Below are 26043 nucleotides of genomic sequence, written 5' to 3'. Positions count from 1 at the left end.
GGGTGGGCGGGCGCGGGCCCGCTCCCCCACCGGGTCAGTCGAAGTTCGGCGCGAAGTCGTGGCCGAACGAGGCGTCCGCGTGCCGGACCACACCGATCACCACCGCGGCGACCACCGCGGCGGCGGTGAGCACCAGGCCGGTCCGCGCCATCTGCTCGCCGCGCCGCAGCCAGTCCGCGCCGGTGAGGTAACCACCCGAGGCGTACGCCTCCCGGCGGGCCTGCCGGGCCAGCATGAGCGCGATGGTCGCCGGCACCGCGCCGCCGATGAAGAACCCGGTGAGCGCACCGATCAGCCCGAGCGCGAAGACGGCGCGGGCCTTGGTGGAGCGGACCGGCTCCGGATCGTGCGGATGGCGGTACGCCTGCGGCACGGCAGGCGCCGGCCCGGGCACTGTCGTCATGCCCTCCATCATGCCCCGGATCCCGCGCACCGGTCCCGGCACCGCGGACGCGACGAGGCCCCCGGCGGATGCCGGGGGCCTCGTCGTTTCCTATTGCTTAGCGGTACGACCCGAAGTCGAAGTCGTCCAGCGGAACCGCCTGGCCGCTGGCCGGCCCGAAGCCGTAGTCGGTCTCCGGGTAGCCGGTCATCGAGTAGACCTTGGCCTTCGCCTCCTCGGTCGGCTCGACCCGGACGTTGCGGTACTTGCTGATGCCCGTACCGGCCGGGATGAGCTTACCGATGATCACGTTCTCCTTGAGGCCGATCAGCGAGTCGCTGCGGGCGTGGATCGCCGCGTCCGTCAGCACCCGGGTGGTCTCCTGGAAGGAGGCCGCCGACAGCCAGGAATCCGTGGCCAGCGAGGCCTTGGTGATACCCATCAGCACCGGGCGACCGGCGGCGGGCTCGCCACCCTCGCCGACGAGCCGGCGGTTCTCCGACTCGAACAGCGCCCGGTCGACAAGCACGCCCGGCAGGAACTCGGTCGAGCCGGAGTCGATCACGGTCACCCGCTTGAGCATCTGGCGGATGATGATCTCGATGTGCTTGTCGTGGATGAGCACACCCTGCGAGCGGTAGACCTCCTGGACCTCCTGGGTCAGGTGGACCTGGACCGCGCGCGGGCCGAGGATGCGCAGCAGCTCGTGCGGGTCGATGGTGCCCTCGGTGAGCTTCTCGCCGACCTCGACGTGGTCGCCGTCGTGCGCCCGGAGCCGGACCCGCTTCGAGATCTTGTCGTAGACGATCTCGTCGCTGCCGTCGTCCGGGATGACCACGATCTTGCGGGACCGCTCGCCGTCCTCGATCCGGATGCGGCCGGGGGTGTCGGCGATGGGCGCCTTACCCTTCGGCACCCGGGCCTCGAAGATCTCCTGGACACGGGGCAGACCCTGGGTGATGTCCTCACCCGCGACACCACCGGTGTGGAAGGTACGCATCGTCAGCTGCGTACCCGGCTCACCGATCGACTGGGCGGCGATGATGCCGACCGCCTCGCCGACGTCCACGGTCTTGCCGGTCGGCAGCGAGCGGCCGTAGCACGCACCGCAGACGCCCAGCTTCGACTCGCAGGTGAGCACGCTGCGCACCCGCACCGTCTCGGTCCCGGCGGCGACGATCGCGTCCACCAGGATCGAGTTGATGTCCTGGCCGCGGTGCGCCACCACGGTGCCGTCCGGCCCCTTGATGTCGTCGGCCAGCGTCCGGGCGTGCACGCTGGTCTCGGCGTGCTCGTGCACGACCAGCTTGCCGTCGATGCGCTCGCCGACCTGCATCGGGATGGCGCGGTCGGTGCCGCAGTCCTCCTCGCGGATGATGACGTCCTGCGAGACGTCCACCAGACGCCGGGTCAGGTAACCCGAGTCGGCGGTACGCAGGGCGGTGTCCGCGAGACCCTTGCGGGCACCGTGCGTGGAGATGAAGTACTCCAGCACGGACAGACCCTCCCGGTACGACGCCTTGATGGGTCGCGGGATGATCTCGCCCTTGGGGTTGGCCACCAGACCACGGATCGCCGCGATCTGCCGGAGCTGGAGCAGGTTACCGCGGGCACCCGAGTTGATCATCTTCCACAGCGGGTTCTCCTGCGGCAGCGCGGTGTCCATCTCCTTGGCGACCTCGTTTGTCGCCTTGGTCCAGATCTCGATGAGCTCGCCGCGGCGCTCCTCGGCGGTCATCAGACCACGCTGGTACTGCTTGTCGATCCGGTCGGCTTCCTTCTCGTACCGCTCCAGGATCTCCCGCTTGCGCGGCGGAGCGATGACGTCCTCCATGCCGATGGTGACGCCGGACCAGGTGGCCCAGTGGAAACCGGCCTCCTTGAGCCCGTCCAGGGTGGCCGCCAGGGCCACCTTCGGGAACCGCTCGGCGAGGTCGTTGACGATCGCGGAGAGCTGGCCCTTGCGGATCTCGTAGTTCACGAAGCGGTAGCCCGGGGGCAGCGTCTCGTTGAACAGGACCCGGCCCAGCGTGGTCTCCACGGTCACCGGCTCGCCCTCGGTCCACCCCTCGGGGGCGGTCCACGGCTCGGCGCCGGCGCCGTTGTCCACGCCGACCACGTCGCGCAGCCGGATCCGGACCGGCGCCTGCAGGTGCAGCTCGCCGTTGTCGTACGCCATCCGCGCCTCGGCGTCCGAGCTGAACGCCCGGCCCTCGCCCTTGCCACCCGGGGTGAGGTGGGTGAGGTGGTAGAGACCGATGACCATGTCCTGGGTGGGCATGGTGACCGGCTTGCCGTCGGCCGGCTTGAGGATGTTGTTCGACGACAGCATCAGGATCCGCGCCTCGGCCTGGGCCTCGGCGGACAGCGGCACGTGCACCGCCATCTGGTCACCGTCGAAGTCGGCGTTGAACGCGGTGCAGACCAGCGGGTGGATCTGGATGGCCTTGCCCTCGACCAGCTGCGGCTCGAAGGCCTGGATGCCCAGACGGTGCAGGGTCGGCGCGCGGTTCAGCAGCACCGGGTGCTCGCCGATGACCTCTTCCAGCACGTCCCACACGACCGGCCGCTGCCGCTCGACCATCCGCTTGGCGGACTTGATGTTCTGGGCGTGGTTGAGGTCGACCAGCCGCTTCATCACGAACGGCTTGAACAGCTCCAGCGCCATCTGCTTGGGCAGGCCGCACTGGTGCAGCTTGAGCTTCGGGCCGACCACGATGACCGAACGGCCGGAGTAGTCGACGCGCTTGCCCAGCAGGTTCTGGCGGAACCGGCCCTGCTTGCCCTTGAGCATGTCGGACAGCGACTTCAGCGGCCGGTTACCCGGGCCGGTGACCGGACGACCACGACGGCCGTTGTCGAACAGCGCGTCGACGGCCTCCTGGAGCATCCGCTTCTCGTTGTTGACGATGATCTCGGGCGCGCCGAGGTCGATCAGCCGCTTGAGGCGGTTGTTCCGGTTGATCACACGCCGGTACAGGTCGTTCAGGTCGGAGGTCGCGAAGCGGCCACCGTCGAGCTGCACCATCGGGCGCAGGTCCGGCGGGATGACCGGGACGCAGTCCAGCACCATGCCGAGCGGCGAGTTGCGGGTGTTCTGGAACGCCGCGACGACCTTGAGCCGCTTGAGCGCCCGGATCTTCCGCTGGCCCTTGCCGGAGCGGATCGTCTCGCGCAGGTTCTCCGCCTCGGCCTCCAGGTCCATGTTCTGGACCAGGGCCTTGATCGCCTCGGCGCCCATGCTGCCGGTGAAGTACTCACCGAAGCGGTCGCGCAGCTCGCGGTAGAGCAGCTCGTCGGTGACCAGCTGCTTCGGCTCCAGCTTGCGGAAGGTGTCGAGGACCTCGTCGAGGCGGTCGATCTCGCGCTGGGCCCGGTCGCGGATCTGGCGCATCTCGCGCTCTCCGCCCTCCTTGACCTTGCGCCGGACGTCCGCCTTCGCGCCCTCGGCCTCCAGCTCGGCCAGGTCGGCCTCCAGCTTGGCGGCCCGCTTCTCGATCTCCGAGTCGCGGCTGTTCTCCGCCTGCCGCTTCTCGGCCAGGATCTCGTTCTCGATGGTCGAGAGGTCGCGGTGACGCGCTTCGGCGTCCACGCTCGTCACGACGTACGAGGCGAAGTAGATGATCTTTTCGAGGTCCTTCGGGGCGAGGTCCAGCAGGTAACCCAGCCGGCTCGGCACGCCCTTGAAGTACCAGATGTGGGTCACCGGAGCGGCCAGCTCGATGTGACCCATCCGCTCCCGGCGAACCTTGGAGCGGGTCACCTCGACGCCACAGCGCTCGCAGATGATGCCCTTGAATCGGACCCGCTTGTACTTACCGCAGTAGCACTCCCAGTCCCGCTGCGGACCGAAGATCTTCTCGCAGAAGAGCCCGTCCTTCTCCGGCTTGAGGGTGCGGTAGTTGATGGTCTCGGGCTTCTTTACCTCGCCGTGGGACCACTGACGGATGTCGTCAGCGGTGGCGAGGCCGATGCGCAGCTCGTCGAAGAAGTTGACGTCGAGCACTATGTCCCCTATGTCGTCGTCTGTACTGCTAGCTAACGAGTGGGATCCGGGGCAGGGTCACCCTGCCCCGGATCACCACCTCAGACCTCTTCGACCGAGCTCGGCTCGCGCCGGGACAGGTCGATGCCCAGCTCCTCCGCCGCCCGGAACACCTCGTCGTCGGTCTCGCGCATCTCCAGGGCCACACCGTCGCTGGAGAGCACCTCGACGTTGAGGCACAGCGACTGCAGCTCCTTGAGCAGCACCTTGAACGACTCCGGGATGCCCGGCTCGGGGATGTTCTCGCCCTTGACGATCGCCTCGTAGACCTTGACCCGGCCCAGGACGTCGTCGGACTTGATGGTCAGCAGCTCCTGCAGGGCGTAGGCGGCGCCGTACGCCTGCATGGCCCAGCACTCCATCTCACCGAAGCGCTGGCCACCGAACTGCGCCTTACCGCCCAGCGGCTGCTGCGTGATCATCGAGTACGGGCCGGTCGACCGGGCGTGGATCTTGTCGTCGACCAGGTGGTTGAGCTTCAGGATGTAGACGTAGCCGACCGCGATCGGGTCGGGCAGCGGCTCGCCGGAACGACCGTCGAACAGCTGCGCCTTGCCGCTGCCGCCGATGAGCTGGTTGCCGTCCCGGTTGGGCAGGGTCGACGCCAGCAGACCGGAGATCTCCTCCTCGCGGGCACCGTCGAAGACCGGAGTGGCCACGTTGGTGTCCGGCTCGGACTCGTGCGCGTTGATCGAGCGGAGCTGGCGCTTCCACTCGGCGTCGTCGCCGTCCACGCTCCAGCCGGTCTTGGCCACCCACCCGAGGTGGGTCTCCAGGACCTGGCCGATGTTCATCCGGGACGGCACACCGAGCGGGTTCAGCACGATGTCGACCGGGGTGCCGTCCTCCAGGAACGGCATGTCCTCGATCGGCAGGATCTTGGAGATGACGCCCTTGTTGCCGTGGCGGCCCGCGAGCTTGTCACCGTCCTGGATCTTGCGCTTCTGGGCCACGTAGACCCGGACCAGCTCGTTCACGCCCGGGGGCAGCTCGTCGCCGTCCTCGCGGGAGAAGGTACGCACACCGATGACCGTTCCGGTCTCGCCGTGCGGCACCTTCAGCGAGGTGTCGCGGACCTCGCGCGCCTTCTCACCGAAGATCGCGCGGAGCAGCCGCTCCTCGGGGGTCAGCTCGGTCTCACCCTTCGGGGTGACCTTGCCGACCAGGATGTCACCGGGGACGACCTCGGCGCCGATCCGGATGATGCCGCGCTCGTCGAGGTCGGCGAGCATCTCCTCGCTGACGTTCGGGATGTCGCGGGTGATCTCCTCCGGGCCGAGCTTGGTGTCCCGGGCGTCGACCTCGTGCTCCTCGATGTGGATCGAGGTGAGCACGTCCTGCTGCACGAGGCGCTGCGACAGGATGATCGCGTCCTCGTAGTTGTGGCCCTCCCAGCACATGAACGCCACGAGCAGGTTGCGCCCGAGCGCCATCTCGCCCTCGTCGGTGCACGGACCGTCGGCGATGACCTGGCCGGCCTCGACGCGGTCGCCCTCGAAGACGACCGGCTTCTGGTTGACGCAGGAGCCGGCGTTGGAGCGGCGGAACTTGTGCAGCAGGTACGTCCGGCGGTGGCCGTCGTCCTGGTGGACCGTGATGTAGTCCGCGCACAGGTCCTCGACCACACCGCCGACCTCGGCGACGACCACGTCGCCGGCGTCCACCGCGGCGCGGTACTCCATGCCCGTACCGACCAGCGGGGCCTCGGCCTTGACCAGCGGCACCGCCTGACGCTGCATGTTCGCGCCCATGAGCGCGCGGTTGGCGTCGTCGTGCTCCAGGAACGGGATCATCGCGGTGGCGACCGAGGTCATCTGCCGCGGCGACACGTCCATGTAGTCCACGGCGCCCGGCGCGACGTCCTCGGTCTCGCCGCCCTTACGGCGGACCAGGACGCGATCCTCGGCGAAGGTGCCGTCCGACTTCAGCGGGGCGTTTGCCTGCGCCTTGACGAACCGGTCCTCCTCGTCCGCGGTCAGGTAGTCGATCTGGTCGGTGACCCGGCCGTCGATGACCTTCCGGTACGGCGTCTCGATGAAGCCGAACGGGTTGACCCGGGCGAACGTGGACAGCGCGCCGATCAGGCCGATGTTCGGGCCTTCCGGCGTCTCGATCGGGCACATCCGGCCGTAGTGGGACGGGTGCACGTCCCGGACCTCGAAGCCGGCCCGCTCGCGGGACAGACCACCCGGGCCGAGCGCGCTCAGCCGGCGCCGGTGGGTCAGGCCCGCCAGCGGGTTGGTCTGGTCCATGAACTGGGACAGCTGCGACGTACCGAAGAACTCCTTGATCGCCGCCACCACCGGGCGGATGTTGATCAGGGTCTGCGGCGTGATCGCCTCGACGTCCTGGGTGGTCATCCGCTCGCGGACGACCCGCTCCATCCGGGAGAGACCCACCCGGACCTGGTTCTGGATCAGCTCGCCCACGGTACGCAGGCGACGGTTGCCGAAGTGGTCGATGTCGTCGGCCTCGTAGCCCTCCTCACCGGCGTGCAGCCGGCAGAGGTATTCCACGGTGGCGACGATGTCGTCCTCGGTGAGCGTGCCGGTGGTGATCGGCACGTCCAGCTCGAGCTTCTTGTTGAACTTGTAGCGCCCGACCTTGGCGACGTCGTACCGCTTCGGGTTGAAGAAGAGGTTGTCGAGCAGGGTCTGGGCGTTCTCACGGGTCGGCGGCTCGCCAGGGCGGAGCTTCCGGTAGATGTCGAGCAGGGCCTCGTCCTGGCCGGCGATGTGGTCCTTCTCGAGCGTGGTCATCATGAGCTCGGACCAGCCGAACTTCTCACGGATGCGCTCGGCGGACCACCCGATGGCCTTGAGCAGGACGGTGACGGCCTGGCGGCGCTTGCGGTCGATGCGAACGCCGACCGTGTCGCGCTTGTCGATGTCGAACTCCAGCCAGGCACCCCGGCTCGGGATGACCTTGACGCTGGAGAGGTCGCGGTCGGAGGTCTTGTCCGGCTGCTTGTCGAAGTACACGCCCGGCGAGCGGACGAGCTGGCTGACCACGACGCGCTCGGTGCCGTTGATGATGAAGGTGCCCTTCGGCGTCATCATCGGGAAGTCACCCATGAACACCGTCTGGCTCTTGATCTCGCCAGTGGTGTTGTTGGTGAACTCCGCGGTCACGAACAGCGGCGCGCAGTAGGTCAGGTCCTTCTCCTTGCACTCCTCGATCGAGGCCTTGACCTCGTCGAAGCGCGGAGCCGAGAAGGAGAGCGACATGGTGCCGGAGAAGTCCTCAATGGGACTGATCTCGTCGAGGATCTCCGCGAGACCCGAGCGTGCGTGCGGGTCGTCCGCCGACCGGCCCTGCCAAGCCTCGTTGCCGACGAGCCAGTCGAAGGACTCGTTCTGGATGGCGAGGAGGTTGGGGACCTCGAGGTGTTCGGTGATCCGACCGAAAGAAACTCGGCGGGGCGCGAATGCGCTCGACGTACGACTGGTCTTCGCAGGGCGGGAAGCTGCCAAGATGCGTCCTTCCGAGGACCGGTGCTGCAGAACGGCTGGTACGCGTGCACTCCAATGACCCCACCAGAAATATCCACAATCGGACATTTCCGAGCAGGGGTCAAGTCGGAAGGCAGCGCAAACTAGCAGTGTAGCCGAGAGGCTAACCGCTGTCCAGCCCAACCCGCAGGTCGTCGCGGAACAAGCCCTGGGACCTCGGAAAACCGGGTCGACCGGGCCGCTCGGAACGCGACGCTCCTGCCGGTCCGCTCGGGTGCCGCGGCGGCGGTGCTGCCGTTGCCCTTACCCGAGAGGCGGCCGTTGCAAGCGCGGAAGGTCTTGCTGATGTTCAGCGTGCCTGGCAGGCCGGTGCCGCGTCAAGGGCCGGTTACCGCTCGGGGTGTCTTTCCCACCGACGGGCTACCGGCAGACGTCGCTGACCGGCCGATGAGAGGACGCTGTACGCCCTGCTCACGCCGTTCGCCCGCGGGTGGCACCAACACGGCGGGCGGTGACCCGGTCTCCCGGATCACCGCCCGCCGCGACGCGGTGTGCCCCGGCTCACGTGAGCCGGACGCGCGTCAGGTGGAGCAAGGTCACTTGAGGGTGACCTTGGCGCCCTCACCCTCGAGCTTGGCCTTGGCCTTCTCGGCGGTCTCCTTGTTGGCCTTCTCCAGAACGGCCTTCGGAGCGGCCTCGACCAGGTCCTTGGCCTCCTTGAGGCCCAGGCCGGTCAGCTCACGCACGACCTTGATGACCTGGATCTTCTTGCCACCGTCGGCGTCGAGGATGACGTCGAACTCGTCCTTCTCCGGCTCGGCCTCGGCGGCCGGGGCACCCGGACCGGCCGGGCCGGCCACGGCGACCGGAGCGGCGGCGGTGACCTCGAAGGTGTCCTCGAACTGCTTCACGAACTCGGAGAGCTCGATCAGCGTCATCTCCTTGAACGCGTCGAGCAGCTCTTCGGTGCTGAGCTTCGCCATGTCTGGCGTCCTTTCTCGCAATGAAAACTAAGAACGTGGTGCGCCGGGAGGGCCTCAGGCCGCCTCGGCGCCCTCCTGCTCGCGCTTCTTGTCCGCCAGGGCGGCCGCCGCGCGGGCGGCCTTGGAGAGCGGAGCCTGGAACAGGGCCGCGGCCTTGCTCAGGTTGCCCTTCATGGCGCCGGCCAGCTTGGCCAGCAGCACCTCGCGGGACTCCAGGTCGGCGAGCTTCGTGACCTCGGCCGCGGAAATGGCCTTGCCCTCGAAGACACCGCCCTTGATGACGAGCTTCGGGTTGGCCTTCGCGAAGTCACGAAGCCCCTTCGCCGCCTCGACGACGTCGCCCGAAACGAAAGTCAGCGCGGTAGGACCGGAGAACAGCTCGTCGAGGCCGGAGATGCCCGCATCGGTCGCGGCACGCTTGGCCAGCGTGTTCTTCGCGACCGTGTAGCTGGTCTCCTTGCCGAGCGAGCGCCGCAGCTGGGTGAGCTGCGAGACCGTGAGCCCGCGGTACTCGGTCAGCACGGTCGCTCCCGCGTTGCGGAAGCTCTCGGTCAGCTCGGCGACGGCCGTGGCCTTGTCGGCCCGGATCGGCTTGTCCGCCATGTCCCTCCTCTCTCGTTGCTCGGAGCTGGTACGCCGACGGCGAGCCGGGGCTCGGCGACGGCGGCGGAGGCATCACGACAACGAAAAAGCCCCGGCGCAGGGCGCACGGGGCGAGGGCCGGGGACACGGGCACAGTCGGCGGACCGTGCGTGACACCGAGTTTCGCTTACCGCCCTGCGCGGGTCGCCCGTCGTCGCGGGACCTTCGACCGTGCCGGAGCACGGTGACCAGCGGTCTTTGGGTGGAACTACCGCACCAGGTTACGCGACGTGCGCCGCAGCACCAAATCGCCCGGGGTGCTCCCGGTCACCCCGGCTCAGGCCCGGGTGCGCCGTGCCCAGGCGTAGCCGGTCAACGCCACCGCCGCCCAGAGCGCCGCCCAGCCGGTGAGCAGCAGCCCCTCGCCGGCCGCCACCGGCCCGGTGACCGCCCGCGCGGTCGCCATGACCGGCGGGGCCAGCCACGGCACGAGCGAGCCGGAGAGCCCGAGCACCACGACCCCGACCGCGCCGGTGACCAGCACCGCCACCCCGTAGCCGGCGCTGCGGGTCACCGCCCGGCTGGCGAGCGCGCCGAGCGCCACCGCAGCCGGCAGCGCGAGCAGGTGCGCCCAGAGCCCCAGGGCCACCCCGACGAGCACCGGCCGCTCCCCCGGCTCGACCGCCGTGGTCAACCCACCGAGCGGCCACGGCAGCGCCAGCGCGACGAGCACCACGACGAGCCCCGCCACCAGCGCCGCGAGCAGCCCGGCGGCCCGTTCCCGGGCCGGCCCGGCCACCACCCGGGCCATCCGGCGCTGCACGTCGGGTTCCACGTCCAGCAGGATCTTGGTCTGCCAGGCCAGCACCGGGAACAGCACCACCGCGGAGACGCCGTAGGCCTCCGCCGGCTCCGCCCGGCCGCCGCCGTAGAGGACGCCGAGGACGAGCAGACCCGCCAGCACCGGCGCCAGCGCCCGTCCGGTACGCACGAAGCCGGTCAGCCGCAGCCGCGTCAGCGCGATCACCGGGCCACCTCCGGCGCCGGGGGCGTGGCGGGAGGCGGGACGGCGTGTTCGCGTACCCGAAGGATCTGGTGGCCGTCGGCGCGCAGGCGGGCGACGGCGGCGGACAGCCCGGCGGCCGGCACCGCCAGCTCGACCACGGCGACGGCCGCGCCGCCCGACGACGCCGCCTCGGTCACCGAGCCGTCGGCGACCGACAGGTGCCGGGCGCCGGGCAGCCGGACCGTCTCACCCCGGTGGTCGCTGACCAGCACCGTGCCGCCGTCGGCCAGCACCTCGCCGATGATCTCGGGGACCGACTCGCGGGCGGTGGCGTCCAGCCCCTCCCAGGGCTCGTCGAGCACCAGCAGGCCGGGCGGGCGCAGCAGCGCCTGCGCCAGGCCGACCTTCTGCGCGGTGCCCTTGGACAGCCGCGGCAGGCGCACGTCGTGGAAGCGAGTCAGGCCGAGCCGCTCCACCCAGTGGCGCACCGCGCGGTCGACGGCGGCGCCGGACAGGCCGGCGACGCGGCCCATCCCGGACAGGTAGGCCCCGACGGTGAACGGCTGGTCGGCGGGGAAGCGCTCCGGCACCCAGCCGACGACCGCCGGCCGGTCGGCGACTCGGCCCCGGCCCGGGCGCAGCACCCCGGCGGCGAGCTGGAGGATCGTGGACTTGCCGGCGCCGTTGCGGCCGAGCACCACAGCCGCCTCGCCCGGGCCGATCGCGACGTCGACCTGCCGCAGCACCCACGGGCCGCGCCTGTGGTAGCGGAGCCAGACGCCATCGAACCTCATGCGGCCGACAGTGCCACACCGGACGGACGAACGGGGCCCCGCCACAGCGTGGTGGCGGGGCCCCGTTCGGGAGTACGCGTGCTCAGCCCTCGGCCGAGCCCTCCTGGAAGTTCTTCACGACCTTCGGGTCGACCGGGACGCCCGGGCCCATGGTGGTGGTGAGGGTGACCTTCTTGAGGTAGGTGCCCTTGGCCGCGGACGGCTTGGCCCGCAGCACCTCGTCCAGCACCGCCGCGTAGTTGTCCACCAGCTGGTTCTCCGAAAAGGAGGCCTTGCCGATGATCAGGTGCAGGTTGGAGTGCTTGTCCACCCGGAAGGTGATCTTGCCGCCCTTGATGTCCGAGACGGCCTTGGTGACGTCCATGGTCACGGTGCCGGTCTTCGGGTTCGGCATCAGACCGCGCGGGCCCAGGATCCGCGCGATCCGGCCGATCTTGGCCATCTGGTCGGGCGTGGCGATCGCCGCGTCGAAGTCCAGCCAACCACCCTGGATACGGGCGACCAGCTCGTCGGTGCCCACCTCGTCCGCACCCGCGGCGACGGCCTCCTCGGCCTTCGCGCCGGCGGCGAAGACGATCACGCGGGCGGTCTTACCGGTGCCGTGCGGCAGGTTGACCGTGCCGCGGACCATCTGGTCCGCCTTGCGGGGGTCGACGCCGAGGCGCATCGCGACCTCGACCGTGGCGTCGAACTTGGTGTTGGTGGTCTCCTTGGCCAGCTTGACGGCCTCGACCGGGGTGTAGAGCTTCGACCGGTCGATGACGTCGGCGGCCTTGCGGTAGCTCTTGCTGCGCTGCATTTCTGGTGACTCCTGTGGTCTCTGGCGGGCGCGCGGCGTGCGCGGCCCTCCCACGAACAGAAAGATCGGGTGGAGCGGTGGAGCGAGGTCAGTCGGCGACGGTCAGGCCCATCGACCGGGCGGTGCCGGCGATGATCTTCTCGGCCTGGTCGATGTCGTTGGCGTTGAGATCCGCCATCTTCTTCTCGGCGATCTCGCGCAGCTGGGCGCGGGTGACCGAGCCGACCTTCTCCTTGTGCGGGACGCCCGAGCCCTTCTGCACACCGGCGGCCTTGATCAGCAGCCGGGCGGCGGGCGGGGTCTTCAGCACGAAGGTGAACGTGCGGTCCTCGTAGACGCTGATCTCGGCGGGGACGATGTCGCCCCGCTGAGACTCGGTCTGCGCGTTGTAGGACTTGCAGAACTCCATGATGTTCACGCCGTGCTGGCCGAGCGCGGGGCCGACCGGCGGCGCCGGGGTAGCCTGGCCCGCCGGGAGCTGAAGCGTGAACGTCTTGACGAGCTTCTTCTTCGGAGGCATGTCTCTTCCTGGGGCTTGGAACTGGGATTCTCGCCGGTCCGCGGGCGCGCACGGTCAGCACGGTGCGGACAGCCGACGTTCTAGGGTAGCGCAGCCGTCGGCCACCCTCCGCGCCGAGGTCGGCGGGCGGCGAAACGGCGCACCGGCGGCCACCCCCGAGAGGGCGGGCCGCCGGTGCCGACGTACGTCAGATCTTGGCGACCTGGTTGAAGTTCAGCTCGACCGGCGTCTCCCGGCCGAAGATCGACACCAGCACCTTGAGCTTCTGCTGGTCGGCGTTGATCTCGCTGATCGTCGCCGGCAGCGACGCGAACGCGCCGTCGGTGACGGTGACCGAGTCGCCGACCTCGAAGTCGAGGACCTTGACCTCGGGCTTGGCCTTCTTCTGCTCGGTCTCGACCGCCGGAGCCAGCCACTTGAGCACCTCGTCGAGGCTCAGCGGCGCCGGCCGGTCGGCCCGGTCGGTCGCGCCGACGAAGCCGGTGACCCCCGGGGTGTTCCGGACGCAGGAGTAGGACTCGGCGGTCAGCTCCATCCGGACCAGGATGTAGCCCGGAAAGACCTTCGCCTGCACCTGCGACCGCTTGCCGTTCTTGACCTCGACCTCTTCCCGGGTCGGCACCTCGACCTGGTAGATGAAGTCCTCCATGTCGAGGGAGGTGATCCGGGTCTCGAGGTTGGTCTTGACCTTGTTCTCGTAGCCGGCGTACGAGTGCACCACGTACCAGTCGCCGGGCGCGTAGCGCAGCTTCTGGCGCAGCTCGGCGACCGGGTCGAAGTCCTCGTCCGGGGCCGGCTCGGTGGTCGGGAACTCCGGCTCGCTGGCGGCCTCGACCGACTCGTTGTTGGCCGCCGTCGCCACCGTGGACTGCTCGTCCGGGGTTCCGGCGGTCTCGTCGTACTCAGGCACGCTCGCTCACTTCCGTCAGTATCGCTGTCCGCAGGTCAGCTGGGCTCGCCGAAGACCCACAGCACCGCCTTGGCGAAGCCGTAGTCCAGGCCGGCCACGATCGCCAGCATCACCGCGACGAAGGTGACCACCACAGCCGTGTAGGTCAGCAGCTCCTTGCGGGTCGGCCAGATGACCTTACGCAGCTCTGCCACGACCTCGCGGAAGAACCGCGCGATGCGGGCGAACAGCCCGATCCGCTCGGTGTCCTTGCGGGTCTTCCGGCCCTCGGCCGGCTCGGCCTGCGCCCGCTTACGGGTCGCGGTGCCACCCCGGGAGACCGGTTCGTCCGCGTCGGTGGCGTCGTCGTCGGCCACGTCGTCGTCGGCTACGCCGTCGACGGTCGCGTCGTCGTCCAGACGCTCGTCGCCGTCGTCCTCGCCGCGGCGCTTGCTCTTGGCCACTTCGCCCTCCGTGCGGGATATGGGGTCGCACGCCGGGCGGCGTGCGCGGCGTGTTGGTCACGCCGGCCGGACCAACCGTCCCGCGACGGGCCGCGGCCGGCGGACCGGCCGGGAGGTCCCGAACGCCTCGGAGCCACCCCACCGATGCCACCACCACGGGCCGAGCGCCGCCGGTGAGGGCGGCGCGACCCACGGAACGGTCAGGCCTGAGGCGCAGGGGTGACAGGACTTGAACCTGCAGCCTGCGGTTTTGGAGACCGCTGCTCTGCCAATTGAGCTACACCCCTGTGCGGCAACTCACCTCCACCCGGACACGCTGTGCCGAGCGGGGGTCACTTGCCCCACGGCGGACCAGTGTACGGGTAGTCGTGCGACTTTCCCAACCGGTCTACCCCTCGCGCGTCGGGCGGACCCTCAGCGCGTCGTGCGGATCAGTGCCCGGGCCTGCGACAGCACCTTCTCACCATGGCAGGTGGCGGTGACGTCCAGCCTGGTCAGACCGTCTTCGGTGACCTCCTTGACCACCGCCGACACCTCGATCTCGGTGCCCTCGTCGGTGTCCGGGACGACCACCGGGCGGGTGAACCGGACGCCGAAGTCGACCACCGCGTCCGGCGCGCCGGCCCAGCCGGCCACCGCCCGGCCGACCAGGGCCATGGTGAACATGCCGTGGGCGATGACGCCCGGCAGCCCGACGCCGGTGGCGGTGCGGTCGTTCCAGTGGATCGGGTTGAAGTCGCCCGAGGCGCCCGCGTAGCGGACCAGATCCGCGCGGGTCACCCGGTACGTCTGGGTGGGCAGCTCCATGTCCTCAGCCCTCCCCGCGTACGACGATCTTGGACCAGACGGCGACCACCGGCTCACCGTCCACGGTGCTCACGTCCGTGCGGGTGGTCAGGAAGCCGTGCCCGCCCCGGCTGGTGACCTCCTCGATGGTGTTCACGCACACCAGCTCGTCCCCGGCCACCACCGGCCGGGTGTACGCGAACCGCTGGTCGCCGTGCACCACGCGGCTGTAGTCGACACCGAGCGCCGGATCCTCGACGATCTGCCGGTTGGCCGCCATGGTGACGACCACCGGGAACGTCGGCGGCGCCACCACGTCGCGGTGACCGAGCGCCCGCGCCGCCTCCGGGTCGTGGTGGGCCGGGTCGGTCGCGCCGACGGCGGTGGCGAACTCGCGGATCTTTTCTCGGCCCACCTGGTAGGGGGCGGTCGGCGGGTACGTACGGCCGACGAAGGACGGGTCCAGGGACATGCCGCCGAACCTACACGGAAAACACGAACGCCGATCCGCCCGGTCGGGCGGCCCGGAGGCCACCCGTCAGGTGGATCGGCGTTCGAGAAGCTGGTGCGGTGCCGGCTGCGCCGGCCGCGATCAGCGGGTCTCGCGGTGGACGGTGTGCTTGCCGTCCCGGGGGCAGAACTTCTTCAGCTCGATGCGGTCCGGGTCGTTACGGCGGTTCTTGCGCGTGATGTAGTTGCGCTCCTTGCACTCCACACACGCCAAAGTGATCTTCGGCCGGACATCGGTCGCCTTCGCCACGGCGGAGTGCCTTCCTCGCTCACGGATAACAACTACGGCGTGTCAGCCTACGTGCTGACGACGCGGACATGCAAAGTGGGCGCCTGTGGCGCCCATCCCACCGGCCACCGGGCTGGGCCCGGAGGACGAGAGTAGCGGTGGCCGGACTTGAACCGGCGACACAGCGATTATGAGCCGCTTGCTCTGCCATCTGAGCTACACCGCCGTGGCGGGTCCAGCCGGACCCTCTGAGCCCCCTTACGGAATCGAACCGTAGACCTTCTCCTTACCATGGAGACGCTCTGCCGACTGAGCTAAGGGGGCCTGCCCGATCACCCCTGGGGGGTGTCGCGCAGGGGAAACAGTACACGACCGCGTCGCGGAGGTGAAATCGGATCCCCCAGGTGAGTGTCCGCCCTGGTCAGGGCACCACTCGCAGGCGCGGCAGCTCCCCCGCCACCACCGTCTCCGGGTCGACCTGGGCACCGAACCAGGCCTCCAGCCGCTCGTACGGCAGCGGGCGGCTGAACAGGAAGCCCTGGCCGATCTCACAGCCGATGTCCTGGAGCAGCTCCAGGGTCAGCTCGCTCTCCACACCCTCGGCCACCACCGCCAGGCCGAACTGCTGGGACAGCGTCACCACCGCGTTGACGATCGCCAGGTCGCCCGGATCGGTCGCCATGCCCTGCACGAACGACCGGTCCACCTTCACCTCGTGCACCGGCAGCCGGCGCAGTTGCGCCAGCGACGAGTTACCGGTGCCGAAGTCGTCCACCGAGAGCCGGACACCGAGGTCCCGCAGGCTGCGCAGGGTGGGTATGGGACGTTCGGTGCCGTCCAGGACGCCCGCCTCGGTGACCTCGAGCGTCAGCTGCTGCGGCGGCACGCCGTACTCGGCCAGCAGATCGCGTACCAGCGCCGGGAAGTGCTGGTCGGTGAGCGTACGCGCGGCGAGGTTGACCGCGACGGACAGCGGCTGTTCGCCGTGGCTCCAGTCGCGGCTGCGCCGCAGGCTCTCCCGGAGCACGAACTCGGTGAGCCGGCCGAGCTGGCCGGTGTGTTCGGCCACCGCCACGAAGTCGTCCGGCGCCACCGTGCCGTGCGCCGGGTGCTCCCAGCGGGCCAGGCACTCCACGCCCACCAGGCGGCGGTCCCGCAGCGTGACCTTGGGCTGGAAGTAGACCTCCAGCTCGCCCTCGTCCAGCGCCCGTTGCAGGTCCCCGGCGAGGCCGAGCCGGCGCAGCGACCGGGACTCCAGCGCCGGACTGTAGAGCTGCACGCTGCCCGGCACCGACTTGGCCGCGGTGGCGGCCAGGTCGACGCGTTGCAGCAGCGCCACCGCGTCACTGCCGTGGTCGGGGTGGACGGCCACGCCGACGACCGTGTCCACGTCCAGGGTGAGCGCGTCGAAGACCATCTCGTCGCGGATCTGTTCCCGGAGCTGGGCGGCGAGGTCCAGCGCCGCCTCGGTGCTCTCCAGCCGGAGCGTCACCAGGAACTCGTCCCCGCCGGCCCGGCCGACGAGCGCCGAGGAGGGCGCGCAGGCGCGCAGCCGCTCGGCCACCTCGACCAGCACCTTGTCGCCCGCCGCGTGGCCAAGCGACTCGTTCACCTCGCGGAGCCGGTCGACGTCGAACAGCAGCAGCGCCACCACCTCACCGGGCGCCGCGATCCGGACCGCCTCCGCCACCGCCGCCGTCATCCGCCGGCGGTTGGGCAACTTGGTGAGCGTGTCGTGCTCGGCGTCGTGCCGCAGCCGGTCGACCAGGCGGGTGTTCTCCAGGGCCACCGCGGCGTGGGCGGCCACCGTCTCGAAGACCGCTATGTCGGCCGGGGTGAAGTGGTTGCCGTCGCCGAGCCGGTTGGCCACCTCCAGGGTGCCGATCACCACCGGCCCGGACCGCAGCGGCACGGCAACCGCGTCCTTGATCCGCCGCTCCGCGAGGTCCGCGCGGAACTCGTCGTCCGTCGTCACGCCGTGCCCGACGGCCACGGTACGACGGGCCGACCGCACCTTCTCCCGCAACGCCTGGGGCGTACGTGCCTCGTCGAGCAGGCCGGGGTCGTCGACCCGTGCGGTCAGCAGCGTCTCCGGGTGCCGGCCCTGGGCCGGGAGCCAGAGTGTGGCGTACTCGGCCTGCATGAGTGACCGCACCCGGCCGAGGAGGGCGTCGGCGAGCGTTCCGCTCTGCCCGCTCTCCACCACGGCACGGGTCAGGTCGTACAGGTCGCTGAGGGTGCGGTGCTGCCGGAAGAACTGGGCGTACGACCGGTAGACCAGGACCAGCCCCGCGCCGAGGGCGGACAGCAGCAGCAGCGACCACCACGTGCTGCGGACCAGGATCAGCACGATCAACCCGACGGACACGTTGATGGCCGCCGTCAGCAGACCGGCCTTTGCGCTGCGCAGCGCGCCCCGCCCGGTCTGCCAGCCGTGCAGGAGGGTGTGCACCGCGACCACGCTGACGACGCTCACCAACAGCACCATGCTGACGGCGGCGACGATGCTCACCCAGGTGCGTGGCCCGACCCCCTGGATGGGCGGGAACGCCTGGAGGACCAGCACCCCCAGCGAGGTGCCGGCGGCAGCCCGCGCCACGTTGAACCAGACCTTCGGCGCCGAGAACCGGTGCCGGATGTGCGTGATGACCGCCGTCAGCGTGTAGATGACCACCACAGTCAGCGGCGGCAGGAAGTAGAGCGCCAGGACCAGCGGCAGCTCGGTGAGGGTGACGCCGAGCGTCTGCCGGCGTACGACCAGGCTCAGCAGGGGCAGCCCGGCGACGATCATGAGGCCCAGGAAGAGGAGCGCCTGCGGCCAGCGGCCGAAGGGATCGTCGGCGAGCAGGCCGGTCATCGTGGCGCACGCCACCGCGACGAGCGCCATCGGCGCCGTGATGATCCAGGCGTCCTCAGAGGACCTGCGTCGTGACTGATCGCGACGGATCATGCCGCTCCTTCGGATTGGCGGCGCGCCGCCCCCGTCGTCGACCCCGACAGTCGCCCGACTGATGCGTGCGAGTCGTGCCCGACTGATGCGCTGGTGTCGTGCCCGACTGACGCGCGGACGTCGTGCTCGACGGCAGACCGGAGAAGCCGGTCACTGCCAGACGATGTCCAGGGTCTGAATGCCCCCGTTGATGCCGCCGAAATCGACACCGCCGACACTGCCGCCCACGAGGGCGGCGAGCACAAGGAGTGAGCCAAGCAGCCGGCCCAGCCTTCGACCAGACATGATTGCTCCTGTCGAGAGAATTTCAGAGAGGGTGGAGGTTCCACGATCGTGCCACACCACACGCACCCACAAAAGCGCTGCGCGTGCCTCCATGACGCCCCGAACAGAGGAATCATCCGTTCGTCAGGCGTGCCCCGACCCTCCGGCCCAGGATGAGGTCACGATCAGTCCGGCCGCCGCCACGAAAGGCGCGCACAGCGACTTCAGGCGTAAAGCGCACCTTATCGTCTGATTCCCTCATCAGGCCCTCCACCGACTCACGCGCAGCCACAGTGACGGCTCACGCGCCTCGGCCTCCCGCTCCCCGGACAGCCTCTACCATCATCGATACCTGAGGCAAGGTTTCACGCCGGACGAACCGTGTCAATCATCAGTCAAGGGCTCTCCGGCTCATCTCTCCTCCCATGCCCGACAGATGCCGGTCCGACAGCCCACCTGGGGCGACGGCGCAGCGGCAGGGCTAGTGGCCGACTCAGGGACGACGTGCGGTCAGGGACCTACGAGGTGCGGTCCTCGTGTGAGTACGCGGAGCGGGGTCCGATCAAGTTCCGCAGGTGTCGTCGGCGTCTCCGGCCCCCGTCGCCCCGATCCAGCCTGTACCGGCGGTTCGGCCTCCTGCCTCTCGGCGTCCCAATCGCCACCACACCGCAGAGCCGATTCAGATGTCGGGTCTGAACCTCCGGAACGACAGCCATAGCCACTCCCTAAATCGAGGAGGCCGAGGTCGCAGGATGCTGCCGATTGAGCGACTGCACGTCCCGGACGCTGGGCCTAGCGGGCGGGCCGGCACCACAAGGGCTACCAGCCTTCCGGACGGGGCCAAGGTCGTTCGTCCGGTAGGGCGTCCCCGTTCGGGAAGGCTGGACTGTCTACGACTGCCCGGCAAGGAGATCCGCCAACCCCTTTGGGCGACGGCAGAGGGCAGGGCAGGGCATGATGCTCGGATGACGTTGGCCGATATCTGGCCCGTGCGCGGTGTGCGGGTGACGACGTCCGTGCTTGAGCTGGTTGTACCGGGTGAGGACGAGCTTGCCGAACTGGCGATTCATGCGGCAGCCGGCATCTACGATCCGCAGGACCGCTTTCTGGCGCGTTCGCCGGTAGCGGGGTGGGAGTCGGGGCCGTCTCCCCAGGCCGAGTGGTCGTTCCTGCGGTACTGCTGGGCGTCCCTGGCGGACTGGCGGCCGGGCAGATGGAACCTGGTAATGGCTGTGAAGGTCGATGGCGTCTGCGTCGGGGTGCAGGAGATCGGCGCGCAGGGCTTCGGGATCACCAAGACCGTCTCGACGGGGTCATGGATCGCGCGGCGGTTCCAGCGGCGTGGTTACGGCAAGGAGATGCGGGGCGCCATCCTGCATCTCGCGTTCGCCGGGCTGGGAGCGGAGCGCGCCGAGTCCGCCGCCTGGTCCACCAACGCGCCGTCGCTGGGAGTCTCGTGGTCGCTTGGCTATCAGTCGAACGGCACCACAATCCGGGCTTTCGAGGGTGCCCGCCAGGAGCAGATCAACCTGGTGCTCGACCGCGAACGGTGGGAGAGCCACCGCGACGACATCACGATCCACGGACTCAGCGACGAGATGCTTGAGCTGATGGACGCCAAGCGGGCCGCATCCCGGTGATGGCCGCTGCCCACGTGGCCGCACGTCCGTTGGGCTGTACGGCCACCGGTAAAACCAAGCTGGCCGACAGGCGTGGATGACGAGCGGCGGCAACCGACGAGTTGAGCAGGTCAGCCGCACCAGTCGACGCCAGCCGACAAACAGGCTTGATCCTTGCAAGGCAATGGCTCAGCCCACCGGTTGAGCTTGCGCCCAGCGCGTAACGAACTCTCGGCCGCTCTGGGTGAGGCCAAAATGCTCCATCATGGGCATCCCCATGATGAAGCCCTTCGGTCCTCCCAGGTCGACCGGCACCAGCAGACCGTCGCGGATCAGGTAGCTAAGCATGATCCTGAAGCCACCTGGTAGCTGGATCACGGACATCTCGGGCTCCGCCGCGAAGATTTCCAACAACCTGCGTTCAAGGTCGCCGTAGCGGTGGTTCAAAACAGAGAGGTTTGCCTTGTACTGGAACATTGCCTTGCGATCGATGTGCCCTTGATCGTAACGGGAGTGACACGTCGGGCAGAGAGCGATGATGTTCGCGAAGGTGTGCTCTTGGACCTTGCACCAAGGGTCAATGTGAGCGAACTCCGTTGGCACCTGGCGACACGTCGGGATCGCGCAGCGGTGGCCGGCCTCGACCAGGACGTCCCGCTGTATCGCCATGGGGATCGGTGGCCTTCCCTCTGGCATCTCGTCTCCCATCAGTACGTGCCAGCTACATGCCCGATCAGACGGACTAGCAGGGTCGACCGTGGTAAAACCGCGCGGAGACGACGAAGGCCCCCGACCTTGCATTTCCGCAGGTCAAGGGCCTTGCCGATCCCTGGTGGCGGGTAGAGGATTCGAACCTCTGTAGCTTTCGCGACGGATTTACAGGGCGTCCGTGATCCTGTCCCGATTAGCGGCGTTGACCTGCTCTTTCTCTACATCGACCGCAGCGCTCGCATACGAGCGCCCACCATCCGCCCACGCCCCGACACTGCCCACCTGCCGTCACGATTGACCGTCTCGAAGGAGGTGCTCACACGGTCGTTCGGCGCCGAGGTGCCAGACGCTCCCCGCCACGGCGACGGTATAGGCGACCTCACTCGTCTGCCGGTCCGCGGTCTCGACCGACAGGCGCATCGAAAAAGGCTCACTCCCGAACGCAGTCGCACATTCGAACCTCAGCTTGACGTCGACCCAGCGGGTACCGCCGGAACGTAGCAATACAGACTTTCCGGTACCACGTACCAGAACGCCCGGTCCTTCCCCGGCAACCGCAACAACCGTGATCGGCGCAGGGCCAGTGTTGATCACCGCCAGCTGCCCATCCATCTGGAAAACGCCTTTGACGTCCGAGCCGCCGCCTCCTGCCGACACAGGGATTGCGACGAGTGATACCGACCCGACCCGGTTTCGCTCTTCCTGCGAGTTTCGCAGCTCGTTGACACCGACACCGCCAAGCACAGCACCGATCAGGAAGACCGCGACCAGCCGAACGACCATCTTTGACCTGCGCATCAGGCGGTCAGGGCGGTCCACCGCTGACTGGCGACCATCTTCGTCTAGATCGATCACTCCTCGCTCTGCCAACATCGCGTTAGCCTAGGGCTCACCTTCCCGCAGGTCTGCCCTCTCCTCAGTTCGGCCATCAGCCGAGAGCCTCGCCGATCTTGTCGTTCATGGTGTCGTCGCCGCCGTCGATGCAGTTGGCGTAGACCCGGAGCAGGACGGCGACGCCGTGGCCCAGGCGCCGGGCGACCTCGGTCGGTGGGACGCCGGCATTCAGCCAGAGCGAGGCCGCCGCGTGCCGCAGGTCGTACGGACGGCGGACGAGCGGCGAGGCAACCTGCGATTCGGTCAGCGCCTTGTCGCGGGCGAGCTTCCACCAGCGGTCGTAGACCGACTCGGAGAGCGGCCCACCGTGCAGGCCCCGGAAGAACCGACCGTCCGGACCGATCCCGTGATTGTCGACGTGCGCGCACAGCAGCTCGACCAGCCGGGGCGGGATCGGGACCGTACGAGTCTCGGCCCTCCCCCGGTGCTTGAGTCCGCGCCGCTCGTGAGAGCCGCCATCGTCGGTCCAGTGCGACCCAGCGCGCGGCGAGGTGCCGGCGAGCACCAGGCGACCCCAGCGATATTCGATCTTCTCGTGGTCACAGGACCGGGAGGGCTTCACCGCCGCCAGGTCGTCGAAGTCCGCGCCGCAGCCGGCGCACCGGCCCGACAGGTCGCAGTCTTCCCGCCGCAGGTCGGCCGCTTCTGAGGGCCGCATGCCGGCGTAGTAGAGGCAGCCGAAGAACGCCGTGACCTTGTCGGCCCGTTTGCCGAGAGATTTCACCGCCTCCAGCAGCGTGGCGACCTGGGCCGGGTTCGCCACTACTCGCCGGTCGATGGACTGCGCGACCTCGGGAGCGGTCCACTGGACCTTGTCGACCGGGTTGGAGTCGATCAGCTCCAGCTCGACGGCGTACCCGAGCACGTTGTAGAAGGTGGCTCGCTTCCGCTGGACGGTGGAGGCAGCCGCGGGCTTGCCGTCGAGGCGTACGCAGAGGCTGTCGAGGACGCGACGGACCATCGCGGGTGAGTCCAGCTCGACGACCGGCAGGGACGCGGTTTCCAGCCAGGCCAGCGCCGCCGCGTGCTCGGTGGGGATCTCGTCGGACCAGCGGCGCGGGTTGAGGCCGTAGAGGTACAGCGCCTCGCGAAGCAGCGCGTCAGCCGGTCGGCCCCGCCTCGCTGGGCGGGTCAGGGTCACCGTGATGGAGGTCAGCGCCTCGACGATCGAGCGGCGGGTCTTGGCCGCCGCGCGGGGCCACTTCATCTCAACGTAGGCGCGGCTGTGGGCGTACCAGGTGGTGGGGTTCTTGGTTCTGGCCTCGGAGACCGGGCGGCCGGTGGCCGGGTCAAAGGGCTCCCCCGCGTTGGCCGCCTGGACCAGCTCGGCGCGGAACGAGTGCGCCAGGGCCTTGGTACGGAACATGTTCTCGAAGCGTTGGCCGCTCACCGCCCAGCGGACCCGCCAGGGCCGAGCCTTCCGGTCAGCGCGCTTGCCGATCTCCCAGATCTGGACCTCGTAGCTCTTCATGCCGCGTCCTGCTCCAGCTCGCCGAGCCACCGACCGAGCGCCGACCGGCGGACCCGAAGCTGCCCGTTCGGAAGCTTGATCACCCGTGGTCCCTTGCCGGTCTGCCGCCAGTAGAACCAGGTCGAACGCGGTACGCGCAGCTCGGCGAGCACTTCCGGCACGGTCAACAACTCCTCGTTCACTGCGTCCCCTCCCCGTCGTGCTGTGCGCTGTGCTGAGTTGCCGAAAGATCTGCCGACCCCTGCGCGGCCCGGTCCTTGGCGGCGAGCAGTTCGGACCGCCAGCGGGCACGCTCACTGATGGAGCGCATGAGCCGGTGGGCCAGCGGTCCCACGTCGGGGTCGTCGGGTCGGGCGAGTTCCCAGGCGTGCCGGACCCGTTCGACGGTGGCGTCCTGGTCGTCGACGAGCTGCCCGGCGGTGGCGCTGTCGGTGGTGGCGCCGAGCAGTGCCCGGACCCAGGCGCGTACGTCGTGCTTGTGGTCGGCGAGGGTCTTGCCGGACCAGTCACGGGAGATGAGGATGCGCCGGCCGCCGATGCCGAGGGTGTCGCGCTGGTGGACCTTGCCCTTGCAGCGGCCGGGCTTGAGCTTGGCGTGTGCCTTCTTAGGCTGGACGCCGTAGAGCAACCAGTTGGCGCATCGCTCGGTGCAGGGGGTGAGCTGGAGTTGCTGCCAGAGCCGGTCGAGGTGCTTGCGTTGCCGGTCGGTGGTCGCCTTGTGGACATCGCCGGTGTGCTTGGTGATGTACTTCGTGACGTACCGGATGGTCCTCTCGGCGTCCTCGGTGCCGGGCATGACGCCGCGGGCGTCGACCTGGGCGCCGAAGCGCACCACGTGCACCGGTTCGGCGTCCGGGTCCTCGTCGATGGCGTCGAGGGCTTCCGTCCAAGTGGTCAGCGGCTGCTGGGTGTCCGGGTCGACCCACTCCGCCGCCTGCTCGTCCCAGACGGGAAGCCGGTCGAGGGTGTAGCGCTGGATCTCGACCGCCGGCCACCACACCTGGTGATAGGTCGCCGCCGCCACGGTGCGCAGCACGTCCCGAGGGATGGTCCCTCGGATGGCGAAGTGGGCGTGTGGGGCGAGTCGGCGTTGCGGCTCGACGCAGCCGGCGTACTGGACGTTCCAGCCCTCACAGCGGCGCAAGTTCTGCCAGAACCGGTCGAGCAAACGCGGAAAGTGCACGGCGTCCCAGGCGGCGCGGCGGTAGTCGTACCGGTCGGGGTTGAGCGGGGTGCCGTCGGGGCGGACCGGGCCGTACGAGTCGAGGGTGAGCGTCAGCCACATCGACGGCCGGAACGTCGCGCCGTCCGGAGCGGTGTAGGTCTTGCCGACGGTGCGCCGCTCGACCTTGCGCCGAGGTAGCTCGGGGGCGTCCTGACGCCGCTTGGTGGAGCGCTTGCGCCGGCGGCCGGGCTCGTCGTCGGAGTCCTCGTCGGCGGCGGCGTGGGGTGGCCCGACGCGCCCGCGCAGGCCCTCGGCGGCGATGGCTTCCTCTACCTCGCGGATCGCCTCGTCGAGGTCGGTCACCTGGTCCCACTGGGCACCGCGTACGGCCTCGTCGCGGGAGAACTCCAGGTGTGCGCGGAACAGGATCAGGGACTTCTGTGCCTCGGTCGCAGGTTCCGGGCCGGGTAGGGGTTCGTCGTCGCGGTGCCAGCCCTCGCGGATCTGGGCCTGCCGCAGCCGGCGGTTCTTCTTCGCGCACGGCGCGCACTTGTCCTCGCGGGTCGCGCCGCAGGGCAGGTCGATGACCTCGGTCAGGCCGGTGTCGAGATCCGTGCGGCGCATAGCCAGGGGGCGCACGCAGACGCCGTACTCGGCGGCGATCTCCTTGAGCACGTCGACCGAACGAGGCAGCGCCATGCGGGCCGCCCGCGACCCCGGCCGAGGAGCAGCCGGGGTCGGGGCGGCGGGAGCGAGGCCGGGCAGGGTGGGAGCGGTCATCGGATGATCCCGACGACCTGGGGTCGGTTCGGCTGGACGACGCCGAGCGGAGGCAGCACCGCGGCCGGTGCCGGGCGAACCGCCGGAGCGGGCGCGGTCGGCTGCTGGGGCTCGGGCTCGGTGACGACTTGCTCGGGTACCTCGTAGGTCCAGTCGACCGGCGGTTGATCCGGTTCGGGTGCCGGGGCGGGTGCGCTGGACAGGACGACCTTGACCAGGGCAAGGAACGCCAGCGACGGCACGGCGGACACGATCCAGCCCCACACGGACGGTTCGGCTTCCGCGACCTGGGCGGCGAGGGAGAGCAGGGCGAACGCGACCAGGAGCACGCCGACCAGGCCGACCGGGCGACCGGCGCGACGGCGGGCGCGGATCTCCAGGCCGAGGTAGATCGCCATCAGCTCGACGGCTACCGCGTTGGCCCAGCCGATCCAGTCGGGCTGGCCGTGGGCCACGGTCAGGTCGTGGACGTGGGTGAACGCGGCGGCGCCGGCCATGATCCCGATGGCGAGCAGGATCAGCATCCGGACGCCGGACTCGGCTCGGTGGCGGATCATTCGAAGTCGCCTTCCGGGATGCGGATGGTGACGGTGATGCGGATGCGCTGCCCGTCGAGGTCGTCCCGACGGCGGACCATGTGCGCCAGGCCGTGCAGCGCGGCGGCGAGCCGGTCCGGGGAGCCGTCCAGGTCGATGTTCAGCGGCTTGATGCGGTGAGTACCGAGGAAGAAGCGCTTGAGGGACATCGG

General features: G+C 69.5%; 24 protein-coding genes and 3 tRNA genes. 1 reads left to right on the top strand and 26 read right to left on the bottom strand.

From position 1 onward, the window contains the following. Nucleotides 1-34 precede the first annotated feature (34 nt). The 19 genes from AB0C17_RS20265 to AB0C17_RS20175 all read right to left on the bottom strand — a co-directional run bounded on the left by AB0C17_RS20265 (nt 35) and on the right by AB0C17_RS20175 (nt 18676). The gene (locus AB0C17_RS20265) at nt 35-403 is read right to left on the bottom strand and encodes a hypothetical protein (protein WP_357383532.1); all 369 of its coding nucleotides are present in this window, start codon (nt 401-403) and stop codon (nt 35-37) included. Nucleotides 404-500: 97 nt separating this feature from the next. Further along, entirely contained in the window at nt 501-4388 is a 3888-nt protein-coding gene (locus tag AB0C17_RS20260; RefSeq protein ID WP_043328234.1) for a DNA-directed RNA polymerase subunit beta', read from the bottom strand. Nucleotides 4389-4468: 80 nt separating this feature from the next. Beyond that, nucleotides 4469-7900: a DNA-directed RNA polymerase subunit beta gene (locus AB0C17_RS20255; RefSeq protein ID WP_013288641.1), complete on the bottom strand. Its 3432-nt coding sequence runs from the start codon at nt 7898-7900 to the stop codon at nt 4469-4471. Nucleotides 7901-8475: 575 nt separating this feature from the next. Continuing rightward, nucleotides 8476-8862: a 50S ribosomal protein L7/L12 gene (gene rplL / locus AB0C17_RS20250; RefSeq protein ID WP_357383530.1), complete on the bottom strand. Its 387-nt coding sequence runs from the start codon at nt 8860-8862 to the stop codon at nt 8476-8478. Between the two features lie 54 nt (nt 8863-8916). After that, nucleotides 8917-9465 carry a 50S ribosomal protein L10 gene (rplJ, locus tag AB0C17_RS20245; protein WP_120573081.1) on the bottom strand — a complete coding sequence of 183 codons (549 nt, stop codon included), beginning with the start codon at nt 9463-9465 and terminating at the stop codon, nt 8917-8919. Between the two features lie 316 nt (nt 9466-9781). Next, nucleotides 9782-10471: a hypothetical protein gene (locus AB0C17_RS20240; RefSeq protein ID WP_357383527.1), complete on the bottom strand. Its 690-nt coding sequence runs from the start codon at nt 10469-10471 to the stop codon at nt 9782-9784. Next, the gene (locus AB0C17_RS20235; RefSeq protein WP_357383525.1) at nt 10468-11244 is read right to left on the bottom strand and encodes an ATP-binding cassette domain-containing protein; all 777 of its coding nucleotides are present in this window, start codon (nt 11242-11244) and stop codon (nt 10468-10470) included. The genes AB0C17_RS20240 and AB0C17_RS20235 overlap by 4 nt, the downstream gene beginning before the upstream one ends. Nucleotides 11245-11326: 82 nt before the next feature. Next, nucleotides 11327-12043, bottom strand: coding sequence for a 50S ribosomal protein L1 (gene rplA, locus AB0C17_RS20230; RefSeq protein WP_357383523.1), 717 nt, complete (start codon nt 12041-12043; stop codon nt 11327-11329). An 88-nt stretch (nt 12044-12131) separates the two neighbouring features. Then, complete coding sequence (gene rplK / locus AB0C17_RS20225) at nt 12132-12563, bottom strand: 50S ribosomal protein L11 (protein ID WP_013288647.1); 432 nt, start codon at nt 12561-12563, stop codon at nt 12132-12134. Between the two features lie 187 nt (nt 12564-12750). Next, nucleotides 12751-13473: a transcription termination/antitermination protein NusG gene (gene nusG, locus AB0C17_RS20220; RefSeq protein ID WP_073828961.1), complete on the bottom strand. Its 723-nt coding sequence runs from the start codon at nt 13471-13473 to the stop codon at nt 12751-12753. A gap of 35 nt (nt 13474-13508) precedes the next feature. After that, nucleotides 13509-13916 carry a preprotein translocase subunit SecE gene (secE, locus tag AB0C17_RS20215; RefSeq protein ID WP_357383520.1) on the bottom strand — a complete coding sequence of 136 codons (408 nt, stop codon included), beginning with the start codon at nt 13914-13916 and terminating at the stop codon, nt 13509-13511. A 214-nt stretch (nt 13917-14130) separates the two neighbouring features. After that, a tRNA-Trp gene (locus AB0C17_RS20210) sits at nt 14131-14203 on the bottom strand. 127 nt (nt 14204-14330) lie between these two features. Further along, entirely contained in the window at nt 14331-14723 is a 393-nt protein-coding gene (locus tag AB0C17_RS20205; RefSeq protein WP_357383518.1) for a MaoC family dehydratase, read from the bottom strand. Between the two features lie 4 nt (nt 14724-14727). After that, nucleotides 14728-15174 (bottom strand): MaoC family dehydratase N-terminal domain-containing protein, encoded by a 447-nt coding sequence (locus AB0C17_RS20200; protein WP_357383516.1) that lies wholly within the window; start codon nt 15172-15174, stop codon nt 14728-14730. Between the two features lie 120 nt (nt 15175-15294). Next, nucleotides 15295-15462 carry a 50S ribosomal protein L33 gene (gene rpmG / locus AB0C17_RS20195; protein ID WP_013288652.1) on the bottom strand — a complete coding sequence of 56 codons (168 nt, stop codon included), beginning with the start codon at nt 15460-15462 and terminating at the stop codon, nt 15295-15297. A 132-nt stretch (nt 15463-15594) separates the two neighbouring features. Next, nucleotides 15595-15667 (bottom strand) — tRNA-Met (locus tag AB0C17_RS20190). A gap of 25 nt (nt 15668-15692) precedes the next feature. Further along, nucleotides 15693-15765, bottom strand: a tRNA-Thr gene (locus AB0C17_RS20185). A 97-nt stretch (nt 15766-15862) separates the two neighbouring features. Then, the gene (locus tag AB0C17_RS20180) at nt 15863-18391 is read right to left on the bottom strand and encodes a bifunctional diguanylate cyclase/phosphodiesterase (protein WP_357383514.1); all 2529 of its coding nucleotides are present in this window, start codon (nt 18389-18391) and stop codon (nt 15863-15865) included. A 150-nt stretch (nt 18392-18541) separates the two neighbouring features. Further along, complete coding sequence (locus AB0C17_RS20175) at nt 18542-18676, bottom strand: hypothetical protein (RefSeq protein WP_357383512.1); 135 nt, start codon at nt 18674-18676, stop codon at nt 18542-18544. A gap of 944 nt (nt 18677-19620) precedes the next feature. On the opposite strand from AB0C17_RS20175, the gene AB0C17_RS20170 reads away from it, so the two are divergent. Next, nucleotides 19621-20295 carry a GNAT family N-acetyltransferase gene (locus AB0C17_RS20170; RefSeq protein ID WP_357479865.1) on the top strand — a complete coding sequence of 225 codons (675 nt, stop codon included), beginning with the start codon at nt 19621-19623 and terminating at the stop codon, nt 20293-20295. A 168-nt stretch (nt 20296-20463) separates the two neighbouring features. Here AB0C17_RS20170 and AB0C17_RS20165 read toward each other — a convergent pair whose 3' ends face one another. From AB0C17_RS20165 to AB0C17_RS20135, 7 genes are all read right to left on the bottom strand, one after another. Next, a complete protein-coding gene (locus AB0C17_RS20165) occupies nt 20464-20982 on the bottom strand; it encodes an HNH endonuclease signature motif containing protein (RefSeq protein WP_357383508.1) in 519 nt (172 codons plus the stop codon). Nucleotides 20983-21273: 291 nt separating this feature from the next. Then, nucleotides 21274-21858 (bottom strand): hypothetical protein, encoded by a 585-nt coding sequence (locus AB0C17_RS20160; protein WP_357479862.1) that lies wholly within the window; start codon nt 21856-21858, stop codon nt 21274-21276. Nucleotides 21859-21913: 55 nt separating this feature from the next. Next, nucleotides 21914-23350 carry a tyrosine-type recombinase/integrase gene (locus AB0C17_RS20155; RefSeq protein WP_357479859.1) on the bottom strand — a complete coding sequence of 479 codons (1437 nt, stop codon included), beginning with the start codon at nt 23348-23350 and terminating at the stop codon, nt 21914-21916. After that, nucleotides 23347-23532 (bottom strand): helix-turn-helix domain-containing protein, encoded by a 186-nt coding sequence (locus AB0C17_RS20150; protein ID WP_018784531.1) that lies wholly within the window; start codon nt 23530-23532, stop codon nt 23347-23349. Before AB0C17_RS20150 ends, AB0C17_RS20155 begins: the two co-directional genes overlap by 4 nt. Then, entirely contained in the window at nt 23529-25295 is a 1767-nt protein-coding gene (locus AB0C17_RS20145; protein ID WP_357479855.1) for a replication initiator, read from the bottom strand. The genes AB0C17_RS20150 and AB0C17_RS20145 overlap by 4 nt, the downstream gene beginning before the upstream one ends. Further along, nucleotides 25292-25852, bottom strand: a complete 561-nt coding sequence (locus AB0C17_RS20140; RefSeq protein WP_357479852.1) for a DUF2637 domain-containing protein — start codon at nt 25850-25852, stop codon at nt 25292-25294. The genes AB0C17_RS20145 and AB0C17_RS20140 overlap by 4 nt, the downstream gene beginning before the upstream one ends. Next, nucleotides 25849-26040: a hypothetical protein gene (locus AB0C17_RS20135; RefSeq protein WP_013473706.1), complete on the bottom strand. Its 192-nt coding sequence runs from the start codon at nt 26038-26040 to the stop codon at nt 25849-25851. Before AB0C17_RS20135 ends, AB0C17_RS20140 begins: the two co-directional genes overlap by 4 nt. Nucleotides 26041-26043: the final 3 nt, after the last annotated feature.

Source organism: Micromonospora sp. NPDC048887, assembly GCF_040649715.1.
Taxonomy (GTDB): Bacteria; Actinomycetota; Actinomycetes; order Mycobacteriales; family Micromonosporaceae; genus Micromonospora.
Note: the sequence above shows the minus strand (reverse complement) of the source record. Positions and strands in the feature narration are given on the sequence as shown.

Bases quoted from the DNA above. Each gene is read 5' to 3' on its own strand.
- AB0C17_RS20265 (WP_357383532.1), bottom strand. From the start codon at position 403: ATGACGACAGTGCCCGGGCCGGCGCCTGCCGTGCCGCAGGCGTACCGC.
- rplL (WP_357383530.1), bottom strand. From the start codon at position 8,862: ATGGCGAAGCTCAGCACCGAAGAGCTGCTCGACGCGTTCAAGGAGATG.
- rplJ (WP_120573081.1), bottom strand. From the start codon at position 9,465: ATGGCGGACAAGCCGATCCGGGCCGACAAGGCCACGGCCGTCGCCGAG.
- AB0C17_RS20235 (WP_357383525.1), bottom strand. From the start codon at position 11,244: ATGAGGTTCGATGGCGTCTGGCTCCGCTACCACAGGCGCGGCCCGTGG.
- rplA (WP_357383523.1), bottom strand. From the start codon at position 12,043: ATGCAGCGCAGCAAGAGCTACCGCAAGGCCGCCGACGTCATCGACCGG.
- rplK (WP_013288647.1), bottom strand. From the start codon at position 12,563: ATGCCTCCGAAGAAGAAGCTCGTCAAGACGTTCACGCTTCAGCTCCCG.
- AB0C17_RS20205 (WP_357383518.1), bottom strand. From the start codon at position 14,723: ATGGAGCTGCCCACCCAGACGTACCGGGTGACCCGCGCGGATCTGGTC.
- AB0C17_RS20200 (WP_357383516.1), bottom strand. From the start codon at position 15,174: ATGTCCCTGGACCCGTCCTTCGTCGGCCGTACGTACCCGCCGACCGCC.
- AB0C17_RS20180 (WP_357383514.1), bottom strand. From the start codon at position 18,391: ATGATCCGTCGCGATCAGTCACGACGCAGGTCCTCTGAGGACGCCTGG.
- AB0C17_RS20175 (WP_357383512.1), bottom strand. From the start codon at position 18,676: ATGTCTGGTCGAAGGCTGGGCCGGCTGCTTGGCTCACTCCTTGTGCTC.
- AB0C17_RS20170 (WP_357479865.1), top strand. From the start codon at position 19,621: ATGACGTTGGCCGATATCTGGCCCGTGCGCGGTGTGCGGGTGACGACG.
- AB0C17_RS20165 (WP_357383508.1), bottom strand. From the start codon at position 20,982: ATGGGAGACGAGATGCCAGAGGGAAGGCCACCGATCCCCATGGCGATA.
- AB0C17_RS20160 (WP_357479862.1), bottom strand. From the start codon at position 21,858: ATGTTGGCAGAGCGAGGAGTGATCGATCTAGACGAAGATGGTCGCCAG.
- AB0C17_RS20155 (WP_357479859.1), bottom strand. From the start codon at position 23,350: ATGAAGAGCTACGAGGTCCAGATCTGGGAGATCGGCAAGCGCGCTGAC.
- AB0C17_RS20145 (WP_357479855.1), bottom strand. From the start codon at position 25,295: ATGACCGCTCCCACCCTGCCCGGCCTCGCTCCCGCCGCCCCGACCCCG.
- AB0C17_RS20140 (WP_357479852.1), bottom strand. From the start codon at position 25,852: ATGATCCGCCACCGAGCCGAGTCCGGCGTCCGGATGCTGATCCTGCTC.
- AB0C17_RS20135 (WP_013473706.1), bottom strand. From the start codon at position 26,040: ATGTCCCTCAAGCGCTTCTTCCTCGGTACTCACCGCATCAAGCCGCTG.